The 19,162-nt window shown below is 63.5% G+C and carries 18 protein-coding genes; 11 read left to right on the top strand and 7 right to left on the bottom strand.

The window, feature by feature from the left end:
- Positions 1 to 25 precede the first annotated feature (25 nt).
- The 9 genes from CO655_RS22375 (at position 26) to CO655_RS22335 (ending at position 10,149) form a co-directional block, all read left to right on the top strand.
- Entirely contained in the window at positions 26 to 1,066 is a 1,041-nt protein-coding gene (locus tag CO655_RS22375; RefSeq protein WP_097666694.1) for a substrate-binding domain-containing protein, read from the top strand.
- A gap of 159 nt (positions 1,067 to 1,225) precedes the next feature.
- Positions 1,226 to 2,836: an ABC transporter substrate-binding protein gene (locus CO655_RS22370; protein WP_097666692.1), complete on the top strand. Its 1,611-nt coding sequence runs from the start codon at positions 1,226 to 1,228 to the stop codon at positions 2,834 to 2,836.
- A gap of 102 nt (positions 2,837 to 2,938) precedes the next feature.
- The gene (locus tag CO655_RS22365; protein ID WP_097607587.1) at positions 2,939 to 3,928 is read left to right on the top strand and encodes an ABC transporter permease; all 990 of its coding nucleotides are present in this window, start codon (positions 2,939 to 2,941) and stop codon (positions 3,926 to 3,928) included.
- The gene (locus CO655_RS22360) at positions 3,925 to 4,758 is read left to right on the top strand and encodes an ABC transporter permease (RefSeq protein ID WP_097607586.1); all 834 of its coding nucleotides are present in this window, start codon (positions 3,925 to 3,927) and stop codon (positions 4,756 to 4,758) included. The genes CO655_RS22365 and CO655_RS22360 overlap by 4 nt, the downstream gene beginning before the upstream one ends.
- On the top strand, positions 4,755 to 5,549 hold the full coding sequence (locus CO655_RS22355) for an ABC transporter ATP-binding protein (RefSeq protein ID WP_097607585.1): 795 nt from the start codon (positions 4,755 to 4,757) through the stop codon (positions 5,547 to 5,549). The genes CO655_RS22360 and CO655_RS22355 overlap by 4 nt, the downstream gene beginning before the upstream one ends.
- Complete coding sequence (locus CO655_RS22350; RefSeq protein ID WP_097666690.1) at positions 5,546 to 6,325, top strand: dipeptide/oligopeptide/nickel ABC transporter ATP-binding protein; 780 nt, start codon at positions 5,546 to 5,548, stop codon at positions 6,323 to 6,325. Before CO655_RS22355 ends, CO655_RS22350 begins: the two co-directional genes overlap by 4 nt.
- A gap of 11 nt (positions 6,326 to 6,336) precedes the next feature.
- A complete protein-coding gene (locus CO655_RS22345) occupies positions 6,337 to 7,431 on the top strand; it encodes an aminotransferase class V-fold PLP-dependent enzyme (RefSeq protein ID WP_097666688.1) in 1,095 nt (364 codons plus the stop codon).
- A 65-nt stretch (positions 7,432 to 7,496) separates the two neighbouring features.
- On the top strand, positions 7,497 to 8,366 hold the full coding sequence (locus tag CO655_RS22340; protein WP_097607582.1) for a glycerophosphodiester phosphodiesterase family protein: 870 nt from the start codon (positions 7,497 to 7,499) through the stop codon (positions 8,364 to 8,366).
- Positions 8,367 to 8,493: 127 nt separating this feature from the next.
- Entirely contained in the window at positions 8,494 to 10,149 is a 1,656-nt protein-coding gene (locus CO655_RS22335; protein ID WP_097666686.1) for a tetratricopeptide repeat-containing diguanylate cyclase, read from the top strand.
- A gap of 33 nt (positions 10,150 to 10,182) precedes the next feature.
- Here the strand turns inward: CO655_RS22335 and CO655_RS22330 are convergent, their stop codons facing one another.
- From CO655_RS22330 to CO655_RS22300, 7 genes are all read right to left on the bottom strand, one after another.
- On the bottom strand, positions 10,183 to 10,998 hold the full coding sequence (locus CO655_RS22330; RefSeq protein ID WP_097607580.1) for an inositol monophosphatase family protein: 816 nt from the start codon (positions 10,996 to 10,998) through the stop codon (positions 10,183 to 10,185).
- Positions 10,998 to 12,002, bottom strand: a complete 1,005-nt coding sequence (locus CO655_RS22325) for a LacI family DNA-binding transcriptional regulator (protein ID WP_097666684.1) — start codon at positions 12,000 to 12,002, stop codon at positions 10,998 to 11,000. The genes CO655_RS22330 and CO655_RS22325 overlap by 1 nt, the downstream gene beginning before the upstream one ends.
- On the bottom strand, positions 11,986 to 12,765 hold the full coding sequence (locus CO655_RS22320; protein WP_097666682.1) for a glycerophosphodiester phosphodiesterase: 780 nt from the start codon (positions 12,763 to 12,765) through the stop codon (positions 11,986 to 11,988). Before CO655_RS22320 ends, CO655_RS22325 begins: the two co-directional genes overlap by 17 nt.
- Positions 12,765 to 13,820 carry an ABC transporter ATP-binding protein gene (locus CO655_RS22315; RefSeq protein WP_097607577.1) on the bottom strand — a complete coding sequence of 352 codons (1,056 nt, stop codon included), beginning with the start codon at positions 13,818 to 13,820 and terminating at the stop codon, positions 12,765 to 12,767. The genes CO655_RS22320 and CO655_RS22315 overlap by 1 nt, the downstream gene beginning before the upstream one ends.
- Positions 13,820 to 14,662 (bottom strand): carbohydrate ABC transporter permease, encoded by an 843-nt coding sequence (locus CO655_RS22310; protein ID WP_097666680.1) that lies wholly within the window; start codon positions 14,660 to 14,662, stop codon positions 13,820 to 13,822. The genes CO655_RS22315 and CO655_RS22310 overlap by 1 nt, the downstream gene beginning before the upstream one ends.
- Before the next feature lie 2 nt (positions 14,663 to 14,664).
- On the bottom strand, positions 14,665 to 15,966 hold the full coding sequence (locus tag CO655_RS22305; RefSeq protein ID WP_097666679.1) for a sugar ABC transporter permease: 1,302 nt from the start codon (positions 15,964 to 15,966) through the stop codon (positions 14,665 to 14,667).
- 64 nt (positions 15,967 to 16,030) lie between these two features.
- The gene (locus CO655_RS22300; protein WP_097666677.1) at positions 16,031 to 17,377 is read right to left on the bottom strand and encodes an extracellular solute-binding protein; all 1,347 of its coding nucleotides are present in this window, start codon (positions 17,375 to 17,377) and stop codon (positions 16,031 to 16,033) included.
- A gap of 248 nt (positions 17,378 to 17,625) precedes the next feature.
- On the opposite strand from CO655_RS22300, the gene CO655_RS22295 reads away from it, so the two are divergent.
- A complete protein-coding gene (locus CO655_RS22295; protein WP_097607573.1) occupies positions 17,626 to 18,084 on the top strand; it encodes a YbaK/EbsC family protein in 459 nt (152 codons plus the stop codon).
- Between the two features lie 83 nt (positions 18,085 to 18,167).
- The gene (locus CO655_RS22290) at positions 18,168 to 19,160 is read left to right on the top strand and encodes a Tim44 domain-containing protein (protein ID WP_097666675.1); all 993 of its coding nucleotides are present in this window, start codon (positions 18,168 to 18,170) and stop codon (positions 19,158 to 19,160) included.
- Positions 19,161 to 19,162 lie beyond the last annotated feature (2 nt).

Genomic DNA, 19,162 nt, shown 5'->3' with positions numbered 1-19,162 from the left:
ACGGCCCAGGAGGGAATCGCAGCCGATGAAGGGAATCCGCCAGCTTGCCGAACACCTGGCTATCTCGATCGGCACGGTGTCCCGTGCCCTGAACGGCAGGCCGGATGTCAATGAGGAAACGCGCCGTCGGGTGCTGGCGGCGGCCGAGGCGCTCGGCTACGTCGCCAATCAGTCGGGGCGCAGCCTGAGACAAGGAGAGACGAAGGTTATCGGCCTGATGATCGAATCCAGCGCGGAGGCGGTCGAAAACGCTGACAACTTCTTCCTCGGCGTCACCAGCGGCCTGCAGCATGTCTTTACCCGCCACAAGCTTGACCTTCTTATGCTGCCCTGCCCGAGCGATGAAGACCCGTGCGAATATCTAAAGCGCATGGTAGCGCGGCGTGTCGTCGATGCGATGATCATCTCCAATATGCAGCGCGTCGATCGCCGTGTCGATCTTCTGTCGCGGGCAAGGATCCCGTTCATCGCCGTCGGGCGCAGCCTTTCGGCCGGCAACTTCCCCTGGATCGACCTCGATTTCGAAGGCGTCGCCGAGCGCGCCGTCGAACGGCTGGTCGCGCGCGGCCACCGCCGGATCGCGATCACGGCGCCCTCAAGCGAGGTCAACCTCGGCTACGTCTTTGTCGAGAGCTATCGCCGCGCGCTCGAGCAGCACGGCCTTCCCTTCGACCCGTCGCTCGTCATCCGCGTCAAATCGAGCGAACAAGGCGGCTATCAGGCGGCCCATGAGCTGCTGCTGCTTGAGGACCGGCCGACGGCGGTGATCCTGATCTACGAGCTGATGGCGATCGGCCTCTACCGCCGCCTGATGGAATCGGGCGTCCTGCCCGGCCGCGATCTTGCGGTGATCGGCTTCCGCGATGCCCCGCGCGCCCGCTTTCTGCAGCCCTCGCTCAGCTGCTTCCGCATGTCGCTCTACGATCTCGGCGTTGCACTCGGCGAAATGCTGCTCGCCCGCATGCCTGCCTATCGAGACTTCTATTCCGATGCCGGTGGCAACATAATCTGGCCACTCGAACTGGTGGCAGGAGAAAGCGACGCGTTTCAGCTGGCGGAGGCCTGAAGGTTGCCGGCTTCGGCCTCCCCTGCGAGCACGGCAGAGGATATAATGGCTGGGTGACAAAAAATGTCTCGCGGAGCCCGATCATTCGAATTTAATCTCTATGCCAACCGGTATTTCGGGCCGAATATGGTAGCCGGTTTCGATCGATCAGGAGGGGTCATGACGGTGTCATCTATCTCGCGGCGCACGCTGATGAAGGGCGCTGCTCTGCTGCTTGCCTCGACGGCGCTCGCCCGCCAGACGCTGGCGCAGACAGCACCTGGCGGCGGGAGACTGGTCGTTGCGGCCGATTCCGAGCCCAAGAACCTCAACCCTGCCATCGTCGCTTCGAACGGTGTCTTTTTCATCGCCAGCAAGGTGATCGAACCACTGGCCGAAGCCTCGTTCGATGGCAAGGACGGGCTTGCGCCGCGCCTTGCCACCTCCTGGGAAGGCTCGGCCGACGGCCTTTCCGTCACCTTCAAGCTGCGCGACGGCGTCACCTGGCATGACGGCAAGCCGTTCACCTCGGTCGATGTCGCCTTCTCCGCCCTTAACATCTGGAAGCCGCTGCAGAATCTCGGCCGCCTGGTCTTCGCCAATCTCGAAACCGTCGATACGCCCGACGACTACACTGCCATCTTCCGCTTCTCCAAGCCGACGCCGTTCCAGCTCATCCGCAATGCCCTGCCCGTCGTCACCAGCGTCGTCGCCAAACACATCTTCGACGGCAGCGATATCGCCACCAATCCGGCCAACAACACGCTCATCGGCACCGGCCCGTTCAAGTTCGCCGAACACAAGCCCGGCGAATACTACCGGCTGACGCGCAATGAGACTTATTGGGGCAAGGACCAGCCGAAACTCGACGAGATCGTCTTCCGCGTGCTGCCCGACCGCGCCTCGGCCGGCGCGGCGCTCGAAGCCGACGAAATTCAGCTTGCCGCCTTCTCGGCGGTGCCGCTTGCCGATCTCGACCGCATCTCCAAGGTCGACGGCATCAAGGTGATTTCGAAGGGCTACGAGGCCTTGACCTACCAGCTTGTCGTCGAGATCAATCACCGCCGCAAGGAGCTCGCCGACCTCAGGGTCCGCCAGGCGATCGCGCACGCCATCGACAAGAAATTTGTGGTCGACACGATCTTCCTCGGTTATGCCGCCGCCGCCACAGGTCCGGTGCCGAAGAATGCGCCGGAATTTTATACGTCCGATGTCGCGACCTATGATTTCAATCCGGCGGCCGCCAACGATATTCTCGACAAGGCGGGCTATGCCCAGGGGGCGGACGGCAACCGCTTCAAGCTGAAGCTCCGCCCCGCGCCCTATTTCAACGAGACCCGCCAGTTCGGCGATTACCTTCGCCAGGCGCTTGCCGCGATCGGCATCGATGCCGAGATCGTCAATGCCGATGCGGCCGCGCACCAGAAGGCTGTTTACACCGACCACGATTTCGACCTCGCCGTCGCCCCGCCGGTGTTCCGCGGCGATCCGGCGATCTCCACCACCATTCTCGTTCAGTCCGGTACGCCTGACGGCGTTCCCTTCTCCAACCAGGGCGGCTATGCCAATCCTGAGCTCGACAAGATCATCAAGCAGGCCTCCGAAACCGTCGACACAGCGGCGCGCACCGATCTCTACCGCAAGTTCCAGCAGCTCGTCGTCGCCGATCTGCCGCTGATCAACGTTGCGGAATGGGGCTTCATCACCGTCGCCCGCGACACCGTCCTCAACGTTGCGGACAATCCGCGCTGGGCCGTCTCGAACTGGGGCGATACCGCTTTGCAATCGTGATAGAGCAATTTCAGTAAAAGTGTGCCGCGGTTTTGCGTTCGGAATTGCGTAAAAACAAAGAGATAAATCGGCGGCAATTTTCTTCCGGAGGCCTTATCCGGCGTGAAACGCGCAATCCTCCTCCTGCGGCGTAGGGCGATCAGCAGCCTTCCAGTGCTGCTGATCGTGGTGATCTTCACCTTTTTCCTGCTCGAATCCGCCTCGGGCGATGCCGTCGATGCCTATCTGGGCGCGATCGGCGGCGGCGATGCGGCACTCAGGCAGGCGCTGCGCGAAAGCTACGGCCTCGACCGGTCCGTGCTGGCACGGCTCTGGCTCTATCTTTCCTCGCTGGCGCGGCTTGATCTCGGCTGGTCGGTCGCCTTCGACCGGCCGGTCGGCGCGCTCATCGCTGAACGCCTGCCCAATACGCTGCTGTTGATGGGCAGCGCGACGGCGCTTTCTTTCGGCCTTGGTTCCGCGCTCGGCATCCTCGCCGGGGCGCGGCCGGGAAGCTTGCGCGACCGGCTGCTGTCGATCGGCTCGCTGATCGTCTATGCCATTCCGAGCTTCTGGCTCGGCCTGGTTCTGAGCATTGCCTTTTCGGTGAAGCTGCGCTGGTTTCCGATCGCCGGCATCGAGACGATCGCTTCGGGCAAGACCGGGTTTTCCCGCGCCGTCGACATATCAGATCATCTGGTCCTGCCGGTCGGCGCCCTTGCCCTGATCTATCTCGCCTTGTTCCTGCGGGTGATGCGGGCCGGCATGGCTGAGGCCTGGAAATTGGATTTCGTCCTTTTCGCCCGCGCCAAGGGCCTGTCGCGCAGCCGCATCGTGCTGCGCCATGTGGCGCGCAATGCGGCGCTGCCGCTCGTCACCATGCTTGGGCTGCAATCGGCGGCCATGCTCGGCGGCAGCGTGGTCATCGAGAGCGTCTTTGCGATCCCCGGTTTCGGGCGCCTGGCACAGGAGGCGGTCAACGGCCGCGACGCGCCGCTGTTGATGGGCATCGTCGTCACCAGTGCCGTTCTCGTCATTTCGGTCAATTTCTTCGTCGATCTTATCTATGCCGCGCTCGACCCGCGCATCGGCGCTTCGGAGGGCGGCGCATGAGCCGTCTCCAGCGTCTGCTCGGCACGTGGGAAGGCATGGCCGGATTTGCAATCCTGGCCATCCTGCTGTCGGTCGGGCTGCTTGCCCCGATCATTTCGCCCGGCGATCCGCTGAGGATCGCCGGGCGGGCGCTGCTTGCGCCCTTCACCGACCCGGCCTTTCCACTTGGCACGGATCGCCTCGGACGTGATGTGCTCGCCGGCCTGCTCTACGGCGCGCGAACCTCGCTTGCCGTCGGCCTCGCGGCAGCTTTTTCGGCCATGGTCCTCGGTGTCTGCGTCGGCATGGCGGCCGGATTTTCCGGCGGGTTCGTCGACGAGGCGTTGATGCGCGTGGTCGATGCCTTCCAGATCGTGCCGGGCTTCCTGCTTGCCCTCGCCTTCGTCAGCACCATCGGGGTGTCGACCCCGATCGTCGTGCTTGCCATCGCGCTTGGCGCCTGGGCCGATCCGGCGCGGCTGACGCGAGCCCAGGTGCTGGCGATCCGCGAGCAGGATTACGTCGCCTCGGCAAGGGTGATCGGCATGCATCCGGCGGAAATCGCCTTTCGCGAGATCCTGCCGAACGCCCTGCCGCCGGTGCTGGCGCTTTCCGCGACCATCGTCGCCGGCGCGATCCTCACCGAGGCGGCGCTTTCCTTTCTTGGCCTCGGCAATCCGAATATCGCCACCTGGGGTTCGATGATCGCCGAGGGCCGCAGCGTGCTGCGCTCGGCCGCCTATCTCTCCGTCCTGCCGGGCGCGGCACTTGCCGTGACCGTGCTCGGCGTTCATCTTTTCAGCGAGGGTCTCGGCAAGGCGCTTGGCGATGACGGCGGGAGGGCGGCGTGAGCGACATCTTCTGCAGCCTCCGGCAGCTTTCGGTCACCTATCGGCGCGGCAGGAACAATGCTGCGGCGCTCGACCGTGTCGATCTCGATATCGCCGCCGGCGAAAGGCTGGCGATCATCGGTGAAAGCGGCTCCGGCAAGAGCACGCTCGCCCGGGCGCTCGCCGGTCTTTTGCCCGAGGGAACGAAAGTCACCGGCGAGATGCTCTGGCCCGCCCTCGGCCACCCGCCCCGCCCGGGCCGCGATTTCGGCTTCGTCTTCCAGGATCCGGGCACGAGCCTCAATCCCGTCCTGACGGTCGGCGAGCAGATCGCCGAGGGCGCCAGGCGCCATCTCGGGCTCGGCTGGAAACAGGCCTCTATCCGAGCCGAGGAACTCCTTGGACGAGTGCGAATACCGCAGCCGGACAAGGCGCTGCGGGCCTTTCCGCATCAGCTTTCCGGCGGCCAGCGCCAGCGCGTGGCGATCGCGGCAGCGATCGCTGGCAAGCCCGCGCTGCTGATCGCCGACGAGGCGACGAGCGCCCTCGACGTCGTGGTCCAGGCCGAGATCGTCCGCCTGCTCGACGGGCTGGTGCGCGAGGACGGCATGACGCTGCTTTTCATCACCCATGACATCGCACTCGCCTCCGGCTTCGTCGATCGGATCGCCGTCTTCCGCGATGCGCGCCTCGTCGAGGCAGGTCCCGTGCGTTCGGTGCTTTCGGCGCCCGTGAGCAACTATACCGCCGCTCTCATCGCCAGCCATCGCGACCTCGCAACGCCACCCCTGATCGAAGAGCTGGCGCCATGAATCCTCTGCTGTCCATAGAAAACATCTCGAAGGGCTTTTCTTCCGCGGGCCGCCGGGTTGCCGCGCTCGACAATGTTTCGCTGACGATCGCAGCCGGGGAAACGCTCGGTCTGGTCGGCGCCTCCGGCAGCGGAAAATCGACGCTGTCGCGTATCCTGCTGCGGCTTCTCTCCTGTGATGCCGGTGCCATCCGTTTCGAGGAAGAGGATTGGCTGACGCTGAGAGGTGCTGCGCTGCGCCGCAGGCGGGCGCGCATGCAGATGGTGTTCCAGGATCCGCTGGCGGCCTTCAACCCGCTGGCGACGGTCGGTTCGGTGCTCGACGACCCCTTGCGCATCCACGGCGTCGTGTCGAAAGACCAGCGTGCCGGCGAGATCGCCATGCTCCTCGAACACGTCGGCCTGCCTGCCGATTATGCCCGCCGGCCGGTCCGCGCGCTCTCCGGCGGCCAGCGCCAGCGTGTGGCGATTGCCCGGGCGATCGCCACACGGCCGTCGCTGCTGGTGCTCGACGAGGCGGTCTCGGCGCTTGACGTCACCGTGCGCGGCAGGATCCTCGAACTTTTAGTCGAGCTGCAGAAGGAGCACGGCATTGCCTGTCTGTTCATTTCGCACGATCTTGCCGTGGTGCGCGCCGTTTCCCACCGCATCGCCGTCATGGACGGCGGCCGGATCGTCGAGACCGGTCCGGCTGCGGCGGTTGTCGCCGCACCGCAATCGGCTGCCGGCCGCGCGCTTGTGGCAGCCGTTCCTCGTCTTGTGACCGAACCGTTGTGAAGGAGGCGCCCATGTTCGATCTCGGTTGGAATCCCCTGCTCGGCGCGCCTTTATACCCCGCGGAGCGCTACGCCATGCTCGCTGACAGAATCGGCCGCATTCTGCGCTGCCGGGGTGACGTCGTGCTGGTGCAGGCAGAGGCGGTGGTGGCGCTGGAAGCCGTGGGGATCAGTCTCGCGCGTCCCGGCCTTTCGGCCCTCAACCTCGTCACCAGCCCCTATGGCGGCTGGTTCGGGCAATGGCTGCGGCGAGGCGGCGCAACCGTTCGGAATCTCGTCGCCGAGCCGGGCTTGCCGATCGAGATCGACGCCGTCGCCAAAGCCCTCTATGCAGGCCCTCATATCGATGTGCTCGCCGTGGTTCACGCGGAATCTGCGAGCGGCATTCTCAACCCGCTGCCGGAGATACTCGCGCTTGCGCGCGCCCGCGGCATCGTCACCGTCGTCGATGCGGTCGCCTCGGTCGGCGGGCATCGGCTCGAGGTCGACGATCTCGGCATCGACATCGCGGTGATCGGCCCGCAAAAGGCGCTCGGCGGTCCGGCGGGTGTCTCTGCGCTCTCCGTCAGTCAGCGTGCCTGGGATCTCGTTCTCAAGGCCGGCGCGCCGCGCGACTCGATCCTGTCGCTGGCCGATCTGAAGCGCTGGATCGACGACGGCCGGCGCATCCTGCCCGGAACCCCGGCGCCGCTGGAATTCTTTGCGCTGGAGGCGGCCCTCGACCGCATTGAGGCCGAGGGCCTGGAGAATGTCATTGCCCGCCATGCGCTGGCGGCATCGGCGACGTGGGCCGGGCTCGCCGCACTCGGCGCCCCGGCCTGGGTGCCGGCGGCAAAAGCGTCGAACCTGGTGACGGCGGTGCCGTTGCCGGAGGCACTGGAACCGGCTTCGGTGATCGCGGCCGCGGGGCGGCTGGGGGTCGACCTGACGGAAGCCGTGGGAACCGCGCCCGCCCGCCTCGTGCGGCTGAACCACACAGGCCCGCGCGCCGCATTCCAGACAGTGCTCTCGAATGTCGTGGGCTACGGCGCAGCCCTTAGGCAGACCGGCCGTCCCGCCGATATCGCCGCCGCTGCAGAGGCGATAGCCGCAGCCTACAGTCGCTGAATGTTATGTTCGGGTCTTGATAATCGCGGCTCGGCAAGGCAGGAGAGTGGCATCGCGGAGACCGGATGCAGATGTCGAAATTGCTGGATGCGCAGGGCCTGGAGATTTTGCACGAGGGGCATCGCACCCGTCTGAAATGGCACCGGCTGCGCAAACGTTTTGCCGATCCGCTGTTCTCCGCCGAAGTGATGGCGGAGGGATTTGCCGCAGGCGCATCGATGGAACTTGATCTGCGCGTGCGCGCCGACGGCGGTTTCGTCGTGCTGCACGACGAGGACCTCGAAGGGGAAACGACCGGTCATGGACCGATCGCCGAAAAGAGCCTCAGCGACCTCCGCGATATCAGGATGCAGGGGGGCGACCGGCCGCTGATCCTCAGCGAAGACCTCGCCGCCATGTTGCAAGCGGCCCACCCGGCCGCACTGCTGCAATTCGACATGAAGGACGACTACGAGGCGATCGGCGCGCAGGGCATCGCGCATCTCTCCGCGCATTTCCAGGAGATCGCCGCCTCGGTGATCGTCAGCGCCGGCAGTCTCGACCTCATCGTCGCGGTCAAGGAGAAGCTTCCCCATCTCCTGCGCGGCATCGATCCCACGGACAAGCTCTACGGGATCAGGAAGGCCGGCGGCTGGAAGGCTGTCGAGATCGAATTGCGCGCCGATTTGCGCGGTCCGACCGAACCGGACACGGTCTATCTTCACTGGCCGCTGATCCTCGATGCCGCCAATGAGGGTCTCGACATGATCGCGCTCTGCCAGGATGAAGGCAAACGCGTCGACGCCTGGACCTTTACCTTGAAGCATCCAGAGGCCGGTTTCAGCGAAGCGGAATGGCGGAACTTCCAGGCGCTGATGGCCCTGAAGCCGGATCAGATCACCACCGACGAGGCGCCGGCGACCGAACGCGCCTGGAGGCTCCGCATGGCGGGTTGACCGCGGGCGTCGACGCATGGCGCCGAAGGTGTAAGCGGCTTGCGGCCCCCTATTTCCCGGTTTGCCGGATGTTTTGTACAATTTGCATCATTTTAAACTTCTGAGTTTATTCATACCCGACAGTCAAATGTTGGTGTTCGATATGCAGGTTGTTGATACTGTAACAATTCCGCAACAAGCAGATTCCGGCTTACAGGAAGCATGGCGCCTCGGGTGTACAGGCCGTTCGGTTGAGGCACTCATGCTGGCCGGCAAAATTCTTGCCGAAGCCACGGCGCGGGGCGACAGCCGGCTCGCCGCACAATGCGACACGGATATTGCCTGGTATTGTTTTCAAACCGGCAAGGCCGAACTTGGCCTGACGCATGTCCGGCGGGCGGTCGACTTCTGGAAATTGACCGGAGAGCCCAGAGAAGAAGCCTATGCCCGGGCCTATTTCGGATGGTTGCTTCTGGAATTGGGCTTGCCGGAGGAAGCGATCGAAGAAGCGACCCGCGCGCTGGATCTCGCCGACAAGGCCGCGGACCTCAAAGCCCAAAGCCTCGCCACCAACGTCATCGGCATTATCTTCTGGTACAACAAGCAGCCTGACCGGGCCATCCTGATGAGCGAACGGTCTGTCGAACTTGCCAGGATGATCGGCAACAAGACCTATGAATGCTGGTGGCTCATCAATCTCGGCGGCGCCCATTCGGAAGGCGGCTATATCGCGCAGGCGCTCGGCAAGCCGGAGGAAGGCCGCCGGATGCTGGTGCAAGCGCTGGAACTGACCGATCAGGCGCTCGATATAGCCACCGAGATCGGCGACAGCTGGGCGGCTCGTATCTGTCTCGGCAACAAAGCCGATTACCACAGCCATCTCGGCGAGCACGAGAAGGCGCTCCAGTGCATGCTCCGCTATCAGCTGTTTCAGGAAAACAGCTATGTCAGGGACAGGCAGCAATATCTCTACACCTTGGGCCAGATCTACAACAATTACGGAAAATTCGAGGAGGCCCGATCGCTTCTCCTCGAGGCAGTCGACCTGATCGGCGACGGCGGCAGTTTCGATTCCTATATCCAGATCTATTTTTACCTGTCGCAGGCGCATGAAGGGCTGGGGCAGTTCGATCTGGCGCTGGAGGCACACAAGAAATACCATCAGGCCTATTTGCAGAATAGCGCCGAGAGAACCCAGCAGCGCGCGCGTCTGGCGGAAATCTACTACGAAACCAAGCGGCTCAAGGAAGTCGCCGACACCCAGTCGAAGCGTGCCGAAACGCTGGAAGCCTCCTATCAGAAACTGCAGGAGGAGACCGATATTCTCGCCAGCGCCGTTTATCTGGATGCGCTCACCGGGCTCTATAACCGCAAATATCTCGACAGCCGTTTCAAGGAACTGACCGCCGAGAAGCGTCCATATTCGATCGCGATGCTGGATGTCGATCACTTCAAGGCGATCAACGACAACTTCTCTCACATGATCGGCGACCAGGTTCTCAGCGCCATTGGAACCATATTGCGCAGCCAGCTGCGGGTTACCGATCAGGCAATTCGCTTTGGCGGCGAGGAATTCGTCGTCCTGCTCTCAGGCGCTCCCCGAGGGGCCGCCGATGTCTGCGAAAGGCTGCGTTCGGCCGTTGAAAACTGGGATTGGTCGGAGATCTGCAACGGGTTGCACGTGACGATCAGCATAGGCGTCGCCGGTACCCTCTCCGCCAAATCTCCGAACACCATTCTGGAGATCGCCGATCAAAATCTCTATGCGGCCAAAAAGAGCGGTCGCAATCGTGTTGTTTCGTAACGGGTGTTCCGCAGCCATCGGGCAAAGCCGCAATCAGGCGGTCAGTCCCTCGATGTCGAGGATGAAGGCGAATTCGCCGGCAAGCCCCGGCGCGTGAGCGATGACCGGCCCGCCATCCGCAAGCAGCTTGTCGATCGGCGGCATCGCCACCACAGCGCCGGCCTCTTCGGCGATCAGCGCGCCGGCAAGCATGTCCCAGGCATTGAGATGGCGTTCGTAATAGAGGTCGGCGGCACCCTCGGCGACGCGAACCAGGTCGATGGCAGCCGCGCCCATGCGGCGATAGTCGATGCCGCGTTCGTGCAGCCGCCGGGAGAGTGCGAGATAGTCGTCGAAACTCGTTTTGCGGGAATGGCCGAGGATGACCAGCGCATTGGCCGGATCGTCGGTTGCGGCGGCATGAATGGCAAGCCCATCCTTGAAGGCGCCGCCGCCGCGCACAGCATGGACGACCTTGTCCTCGGCAGCGTCGTAAACCACGCCGATCTCGATCCTGCCGCCGGCGACGAAAGCGATCGAGACGCCCCAATGACGGAAGCCCCTGATATAATTGGTCGTGCCGTCGATCGGATCGACGACCCAGGCGCCGACCCCGTCCGACAGTCCGCCGCTTTCCTCTCCCATGAACGTATCGTCCGGAAAGCGCGAGAGGAGCCCGTCGCGGATCGCCTGTTCGGCCCTCTTGTCGGCGACAGTGACGAAATCCTGCAATCCCTTGTTTTCGACGGCGAGGATGCCGGGGTCAGAGTCGCGCCGAAACCGGGCCGCTTCCCGTCCGGTCTCGAGGGCAACGGCGATCGCGACCTCCGCCCGGGCCCGGATGGCAGCGGCATCGAATGCGGAATTCATCAAGCGGTCCTTCTTCTTATCAGTGTCACCGGTGTAAATTCGACGCGCGCCGTCAGGTCCGGCTCGGCTATCCGGCTCATCAGCAGATCGACGGTCTGTTCGGCCTGGATATCGCAAGGCTGGCGGATCGTCGTTAGCTCATAGGCGGTCCAGCTCGCCTGCGGAATATCGTCATGGCCGATGATGGAGAGTGGCGGCGCGTCGTCGCGGCCGCGGCCCCGCATGATGCGGTCGAGGACGCCGCAGGCCATGTAGTCGTTGGCGCAGAACAAGCCGTCAATGCCGGATGCGGCAAGTTCGCCGGCCGCGTCATAGCCGCTGCGATAATCGTTGATCCTGATCTGCAGAACCTGCGGCTCGGCGCCGAGCTGCTTGCAGCGGGCAATGAAGGCCTCGCTGCGTCGCCGCGCCGTATAGGATATCGCGGGTGCGGCCATCACGGCGGGCTTTCGCACGCCGCTTTCGATCAAGTGGGTGGCGGCGAGATGGCCGGCCATGCGGTCGTCCGAGATGATGCGATCGACAAAAGGAATGTCGTTGCCCTTGTTGATCAGCACGATCGGCACGCCTTCGGCCGCACATTGCTCGCAGATCGTGGTCGGCGGTGCGTCCGAGGTGACGATGACGCCGGAGACGGCGTAATGCAGCAGCTGGCCGATGACCGTCGACGTATCCGCCTCCTGCGAGGTCGGCAGCAGGATCGGACGGAAATTGCGGGCAAGCAGCACTCTCGACAGATGCTCGATCTGCAATGTGCGGAACGGATTGTCGAGGCCGGCGGCGACGACGCCGACGAGATCGGAGCGTTTGTTGGTGAGGCTTCGGGCAAGGTAGTTCACCCGGTAGCCGAGCTCCTTGGCGGCCTGATAGACCTTTTCCCGGGTCTTCGGTGAGACGCTGGCGTCTGGTGTGAAGGCACGTGAGACGGCCGCGCGCGAGACGCCGGCCACCCGCGCCACGTCGAAGGAGGTTACCTTGCGCGGTCCCTTATCCCTGTCTGGCAACTGCTTTTTCCCTCTCTGCCGACGGCCGCATCAGATCGGGCAGATCCGTGCAGATGCCGAGAACCGGAAGCTTCATGATATCGTCGAGAATGGCCGGCCGCTCCTCGTGCCAGAGCACGATCTCGCGGCCCGCCTCAAAGGCACGCTGCATCAGCGCGTCGCTTACCAGGTCCTGCGGCCGCGCGCCTGCCCTCTCCCAGCAGAGATGCAGAATATCGGCGCCGGCCTCGTCGCCCAGCGCATGCGGATCATGGCCGACGCGGATCAGCACCGAAAGCGGGAAATCGCAGCCCGCGTCCCTGAGTTCGCGCACCTGCGCCGTATCGAAGGAGCCGAGGCAGGCAAAACGCTGGTTCATCTCGGCAAGGTGGCGCCAGCAGCGCAGGCCGGTCCCGGACGCCTTCAGCTCGACATAGAGACCGGTTCCGGTCTCCCGGGCGAGAGCGGCGACTTCCGAAAAACGCGGCACGTCGACGCCGTCAAGGGCGGCGAGCTCGGCAGCCGTCATTTCGGAAATGCGTCGGTCGATGCCGAAGACGCGCTCGAGATGGTCGTCATGCGAGACGACGACCACGCCGTCGCCGGTCAGCTGCGTGTCGAGCTCCCACATCTCGGCGCCGAGTTCGGCGGCGCGGCGGAAGGCGGCGAGCGTGTTCTCGCGTTCATGGCCGCTGGCGCCGCGATGGCCGATGCAGAAGGGAAGCCGGCCCTTGGCCGCTGGCCAGCCATAGCGCTCGAAAAAAGCCGAAAAATCGCGAGTCATCAAATCCTCCTGCCATTTTCGTCGAAGACGAACACGCCACGGCTGTCGATCGCCCAGGTGACATGGTCGCCGACATGGATATCGTTGCGCACCGGCTGAATCGAACGCAACAGCGGGCCACCTGCAAGAGCCACGTCGTAGAGGTTTTCGCGGCCCTGTGTCTCGGCGAAGGTGATCTTGCCGGTGACGGGGGTATCACCCGCCGGTGTGAAATGCTCGGGCCTGACGCCAAGCATCAGCTTGCTGCCCTCGGCGGCGCCGACAGTGCCTGGCAGCGGCACGCGGATCTCGCTCTCGGGGATGATGAAGGCACCTTTGTCCATGACGCCGCGCAGGAAGGTGATCGGCGGATTGCCGAGGAAGCCGGCGACGAAAGCGGTTTTCGGGTCATTGTACATTTCGGCCGGCGTGGCGATCTGGACGATCTCGCCCTCCTTCATGATGGCGATGCGGTCGCACATGCTCATCGCCTCCACCTGGTCATGGGTGACGAGAATGGCGGTGATGCCGGTCTCGCGCTGCAGCCGGCGGATTTCCGAGCGCATTTCGAGGCGCAGCTTGGCGTCGAGATTGGCGAGCGGTTCGTCGAGCAGCAGCACATCAGGCTTGCGGATCAGGGCGCGGGCCAGCGCCACGCGCTGCTGCTGGCCGCCGGAAAGCTGCGCCGGTCGGCGTTCCATGAGATTGTCGATGTGGACAAGCCCGGAAATGCGATCGACCTCCTTGCGAATGTCTGAGACAGGCACGCCCTTCACCTTCAGGGGAAAAGCGATGTTTTCGGCGACCGTCATATGCGGGTAGAGCGCATAGGACTGGAAGACGACGCCGACATTGCGGGCCTGGCTCGGCAGGTCGGTGACGTCGCGGTCGCCGAAGAGGATGCGTCCGCTGGTCGGCCGGTGGATGCCGCAGACCGCGAAAAGCGTCGTCGATTTGCCGCAGCCGGAAGGCCCGAGCAGCGCCAGCATCTCGCCGTCGCGGACTTCGAGCTGCATGTTCTCGATGACCTTGGTGGAGCCGAAGCTCTTCGAAAAATTGTCGAGGAGGATGCGCATCAGCCTTTGCTCCCGCCGCCGTAGATGTTCATCAGATATTTGTTGAAGAGCGCGTAAGCGATCAGCACCGGAATGAGGTAGAAGAGGCCGACCGCCTTGAACATATTGAAATCGTAATTGTTGTCGTCGGCGAGGAAGCCGGCGAGATAGACCGACAGCACCTGCACGTCATTGCCCGGCGCCAGCACCTGCGGCAGGATGAATTCGCCCCAGCCGGCGAGGAAGGAAAACAGGCCGAGCGCCATGATGCCGGGCTTGACCTGCGGCAGCACGAGGCTGCGCCAGACCCGGAAGCGCGAGGCGCCGTCGACGACGCCGGCCATTTCGATTTCCCAGGGCACGGTGTCGTAGAAGCCCTTCATCAGCCAGATGCCGAGCGGCAGGTCGATCGCCGCCTTCACCAGGATGACGCCGACCAGCGAATTGTAGAGGCCGATCATCTGCAGCACGATGAAGATAGCGATGATCAGCGTCACCGACGGGAAGGCATGCAGCACCATGACGCCGGCAAGGAAGAAACCGCGCGCCGGCACGTTCAGCCGCGACAGCACGTAGCCCGCCATCGACGAGACGATGAGCACGAGGCTGGTGGTGCAGGCCGAAAACAGCAGCGTATTCACCGTCACCTGCCAGATATTCGCCTTGCCCGCCGTCGTCTGCCACAGGAAACGCCAGTGATTGAGCGTCAGGCCGGAGGGCAGCAGCGCATCCGGCTGCTTCACCGTCACCGTGTCGAGGAAGAGATAGACATACATCAGCAGCAGCGGCAGGCTGACGACGGTGAGCGCCGTTATGACGGGCCAGCTGCGATAATTTGCCGAGGGCTGCGATTGTTCGGCCATGGTCAGTCCTCGATCAGGGGCTTGGCGACAAGCGTGCCGTAGTTGAAGACGCGCAGATAAAGGAGCGACAGCATCACGCCGATGACGACGAGCACCAGCGCCATGGCCGCGCCCAGCCCGTATTCGAGATTGCCGGCATAATTCCTGAGCGCGGTGTGATAGGCGGAGAGCGCCCAGACCTCGGTCGCGTTGCCCGGTCCGCCATTGGTGGCGAGCAGGATTTCATTGAAAGAGGCGAGCAGCGACAGCGTCTGGTAGCAGGTGACGAAGAGGATCGGCCAGCGCATCTGCGGCAGGATGATGTAGCGGATCTGCTGCCAGCGCGAGGCGCCGTCGACCTCGCTGGCATAGAACTGGCTCTTCGGAATGGCCTTCATTGCCGAGGAGAACACCAGCATGCCCATCGAGGCGCCGATGAAGCCGTTGATCAGCACGACGAAGAACCAGGCATTATAAGCGTTGTCGAGCAGGTAGTTCTTCGGCGGATAGCCGAACTTGCCCATCAGGATCGAAATGAAACCGGTATCCCAGGCGAGCCATTTCCACAGCATGACGTAGATGACGACGGGGGTGATGCGCGGCAGAAGCCAGATACCGCGAAAGATCGAGGCCGGCGTCGGCGGCATATAATGCGTCCAGATGGCGAGCAGCAGGGCATAGCCGACATTGAAGAGCGTCAGCACCAGCGCGACGTAGAGCGCAGTGTTGAAGAGCACCCGCGCCATATCAGGCGAGGTGGCGATGCGGGAGAAATTGTCTGATGTCCAGGTCCAGCCGGTATAGGTGGCCTCGGCCACCGTTTCCTTCTGTTCCTGAGTCAGCTTGAGACCGAGGGTGTCCAGCGCCGAAAACAGCTGTTCCTTGCTGTCGAAGCGGGTGTTGACGACGGAGCGGTTGAACTGTTCGGAGATCTGTTTGACCGCGCGCGTCGAAGGCCGGTCGGCGAGATCCTTGATCATACGCTCGGCTTCGCGGCGCGTCGGGAAGACCTCGCCGGCATGTTTGGCGCGCAGCTCCGCGGCGATACCAGGCGCAAGGCCGAGACCCTCGACGGCCTTGAGGCCCGCCTCGTCGATCGCGTAGCGCGGTTCGGCCATCTCGGCGGCGATGTCGGGCATGGCCGACTTCAGTGCGATCAGGGAATTGGGTGCGATCTGATAGACGCCGCCGGAAATGCCGGTTGCGGTCGTCATATTGGTCATCGAGAAGACCGCCGTCAGAACCACCGGCATCAGGAAGAACAGGACGATCATGATCGCCGCAGGCGCGATCATCACCAGTCCAAGCCCTCTGGACGATTTCATGGAAGCCTCCTCGCGGGACGGACCGGGCAGCGGGGTCGCCGCTGCCCGGAAGAGTGCTTCGACTTTAGCGGATGACGATCTTGTCGCCGAGCGTGCTCTTCAGCTCGTTCTCGGCATCGCCGATGGCGGCGTCGACGGTCTTGGCGCCGGTCCAGGATGCCTCGAGGTTCTTCCACATGATGTTCCAATATTTGCCGAAATCGGAATTGTTCGGCATCGCATTGGCATGCGGCAGCAGGCGCTCGGTGGCTTCGCGAGCCCAGCGGTCGTCCGCATAGAAGTCCACTTCGGCTTCGGCTTTGGAGATGCCGAGATGGGCGGATTTGATCGCATGCAGCGCGTTGATGCGCGGTTCGGAGGCGATCGTGATCAGCTGAGCGGCGATCTGTGTATCTTCATCGCTGTGTCCTGCGGTCAGCATGTAGACGAGCGGATGCGTCAGCGTGTTGGCCTTGCCGCCCTCGCCGGCCGGGATCAGCGTGAAGACGATGTTGTCGAAGAAATCCTTCAGGCCTTCCTGGTTGACGAGGCGGGCATAATGCCAGGTGCCGGCGTCCCAGATGCCGGCCTTGCCGGTGGCGACTTCCTTCCACCACTGATCACCCGGCATGCCGATATGGTTCTTCTTGGTGACGCCCGTTTTCACGGCATCGGAGATGAACTGATAGGTGCGGGTCATGGCCGCCTTGTCGAAAACGAGCTTGCCGTTTTCTTCCATCGTGCCGCCGAAGCTCGTGTAGAACTGCCAGTAGTCAGGGCCGTTGCTGGGGCGCGGATAGAAGCCGTAGCCGGGCTGGACGAGACCCTTGTCCTGCATCTTCTTGGCGTCTTCGAGCAGGTTCTTCATGGCGTACTTGCCGTCCTGAACGTTCTGCGGCAATGCATCGAGATCGGCGTCGCTATAGCCGATCGCCTTCATGTAAGGCCTCCAGAAGAACATCGGGCGGGATTCTGCATCCTGCGGAATGCCGTATACGGTGCCGTTGTAGGAGGCGATCTGCATCAGGTTTTCGTAGATGCCGTTGAGCGGCCAGGCGTCGAGATCAACGTGATCCTCGATCGGAACGATAAGGCCGGCCTGTGACCAGGGCGCGATATCTTCATGACCGCTGGCGACGATGTTCGGGGCGGTCTTGGCTTCCGCGGCAAGCGTCAGCGCCTGCTTGAAATCGTCCCAGCCGGAATAGGGCTTCTTCTCGATGGTGATCTTCAGGTCTTCACCCTTGAGCGCGGCTTCGCGCTGCAGCTGCTGGGCTGCGATCTCGATGGCGTCGAGGCGATAGGTGTCGTTCGGGCCGGTGCCGCCGGCCCAGACGCTGATGGTAACGTCCTTGGCAAGCGCAAAGGCGGAGGTCGAGGCCAGGATGGCGGCCGCGATCGTAAGGGATTTCAACGTCGGCAAAATGGTCATTTTCTTCGTCTCCCTGGAAGAGCAGTGTGAAGCCTCTTGGCGGGTCAGCACTGTCGCTTGACGGCCGTTCCGAAACCCCACGAAAACGTGACATGTCCCGCTCTATGGGCTCAACGTAACGGCCGAATGACAAAATTGAGCACGTGTGCAAAATTATTATGACGATGTCCGAAAGACTTGCAAGCGACGGTTTTCAGCGGGCATGTTTTGCGCTTCAAATTGCGCTTATGCTGGGCTAGCATCACGACATGAGCCTTGAATCCGTCCGCGCCTTCCTCCGTGCGCATGCCCCCGATATCGACATCATCGAAACCGCCGAGAGTTCCTCGACGGTTGCCCTTGCCGCCGAGGCCCATGGCATCGAGCCCGCCCAGATCGCCAAGACGATCTGCCTGCGCGTCGGCGAGCAGATGATGTTGGTTGTCGCCGGCGGGACGGCCCGCCTCGACAATCGCAAGTTCAAGGACACGTTCGGGGCCAAGGGGCGCATGCTCGATGCCGAAGAGGTCGTGGCGGTCACCAGCCATCCGGTTGGCGGTGTCTGCCCCTTCGGCCTGCCCTCGCCGCTGCCGATCTATTGCGATATTTCGCTCAAACGCTTCGACGAAGTCGTCCCGGCGGCCGGCTCGACCAATTCGGCCGTGCGCATCGCCACAGGGCGGCTGGCGGAGTTGACCGGGGCCAGCTGGGTCGATGTCTGCCAGTAAAGCAGCGGAAGAACTTCACACGCGGGAAAGAATACCTATATGACATCTCGATATGCCGCGATGTGCATGACAGGAGATTAGGAATGCCGAGTGCCGTTTCGCGTTTTGCCAAGGTCGCGGCCATTGCCGTACTGACGAGCGCTACCGTTTTTGCTTCGCTCGGGGATGCCGAGGCGCGCCGCGCCGGCGGCGGTTTCGGAAGCCGCGGCACGCGCACCTTCCAGGCTCCGCCTGTCACTCAAACTGCGCCTGCTCCGGCCGCGCCGATCGAACGGTCGATGACGCCACGCCCGCAGATGACGGCGCCCGCTGCCGCGCAACAGCCCTTCGGCGCCCAGCGCCCGGGCCTCTTCGGCGGTTTCGGCCGGTCGATGATCGGCGGCCTGATCGCCGGCGGCCTTCTCGGCATGCTGCTCGGCCACGGTTTCGGCGGCGGCTTCGGCTTCCTCGGCATGCTGCTGCAGATCGCGCTGATCGGCGGCGCCGTCATGCTGGCGATGCGTTATTTCGCCAATCGCCGCCAGCCCTCCTACGGGGTGAGCGGCCAGAGCCGCTCCTATAATATGTCGCCCACCAACAATTCGTCCTTCCAGATCCCGGCGATCGGCTCGGGCGCTTCTTTCGGCCAATCGTCGCGCGGCAACCGCCCGAGCGACGAGATCGGGCTAGCACAGGCCGATCTCGATCAGTTCGAGGAATTGCTGACCAGCATTCAGACCGCTTACGGCGCTGAGGATTATGGCACGCTGCGCCGGCTGACGACGCCCGAGGCCATGTCCTATCTTGCCGAGGAACTCGGGGAAAACGCCACCAACGGCGTGCGCAACCGCGTCTCCGACGTCAAGCTGCTGCAGGGCGATATTGCCGAGGCCTGGCGCGAAGACGGCCAGGAATATGCGACGCTCGCCATGCGTTACTCGTCGATCGACGCCATGGTCGAACGCGACAGCGGCCGTGTCGTTTCCGGCGACGACCGCCGTCCGAGCGAAAGCACCGAGGTGTGGACCTTCGTGCGCAAATCGGGCGCTGACTGGAAGCTCGCCGCGATCCAGGGCACCGAGCAGCGCGCCGCCTGAGG

Origin of the sequence: Rhizobium sp. M1, from assembly GCF_002531805.1 — a bacterium.
In the GTDB taxonomy this organism is placed as follows: Bacteria; Pseudomonadota; Alphaproteobacteria; order Rhizobiales; family Rhizobiaceae; genus Rhizobium; species Rhizobium etli_C.
Note: the sequence above shows the minus strand (reverse complement) of the source record. Positions and strands in the feature narration are given on the sequence as shown.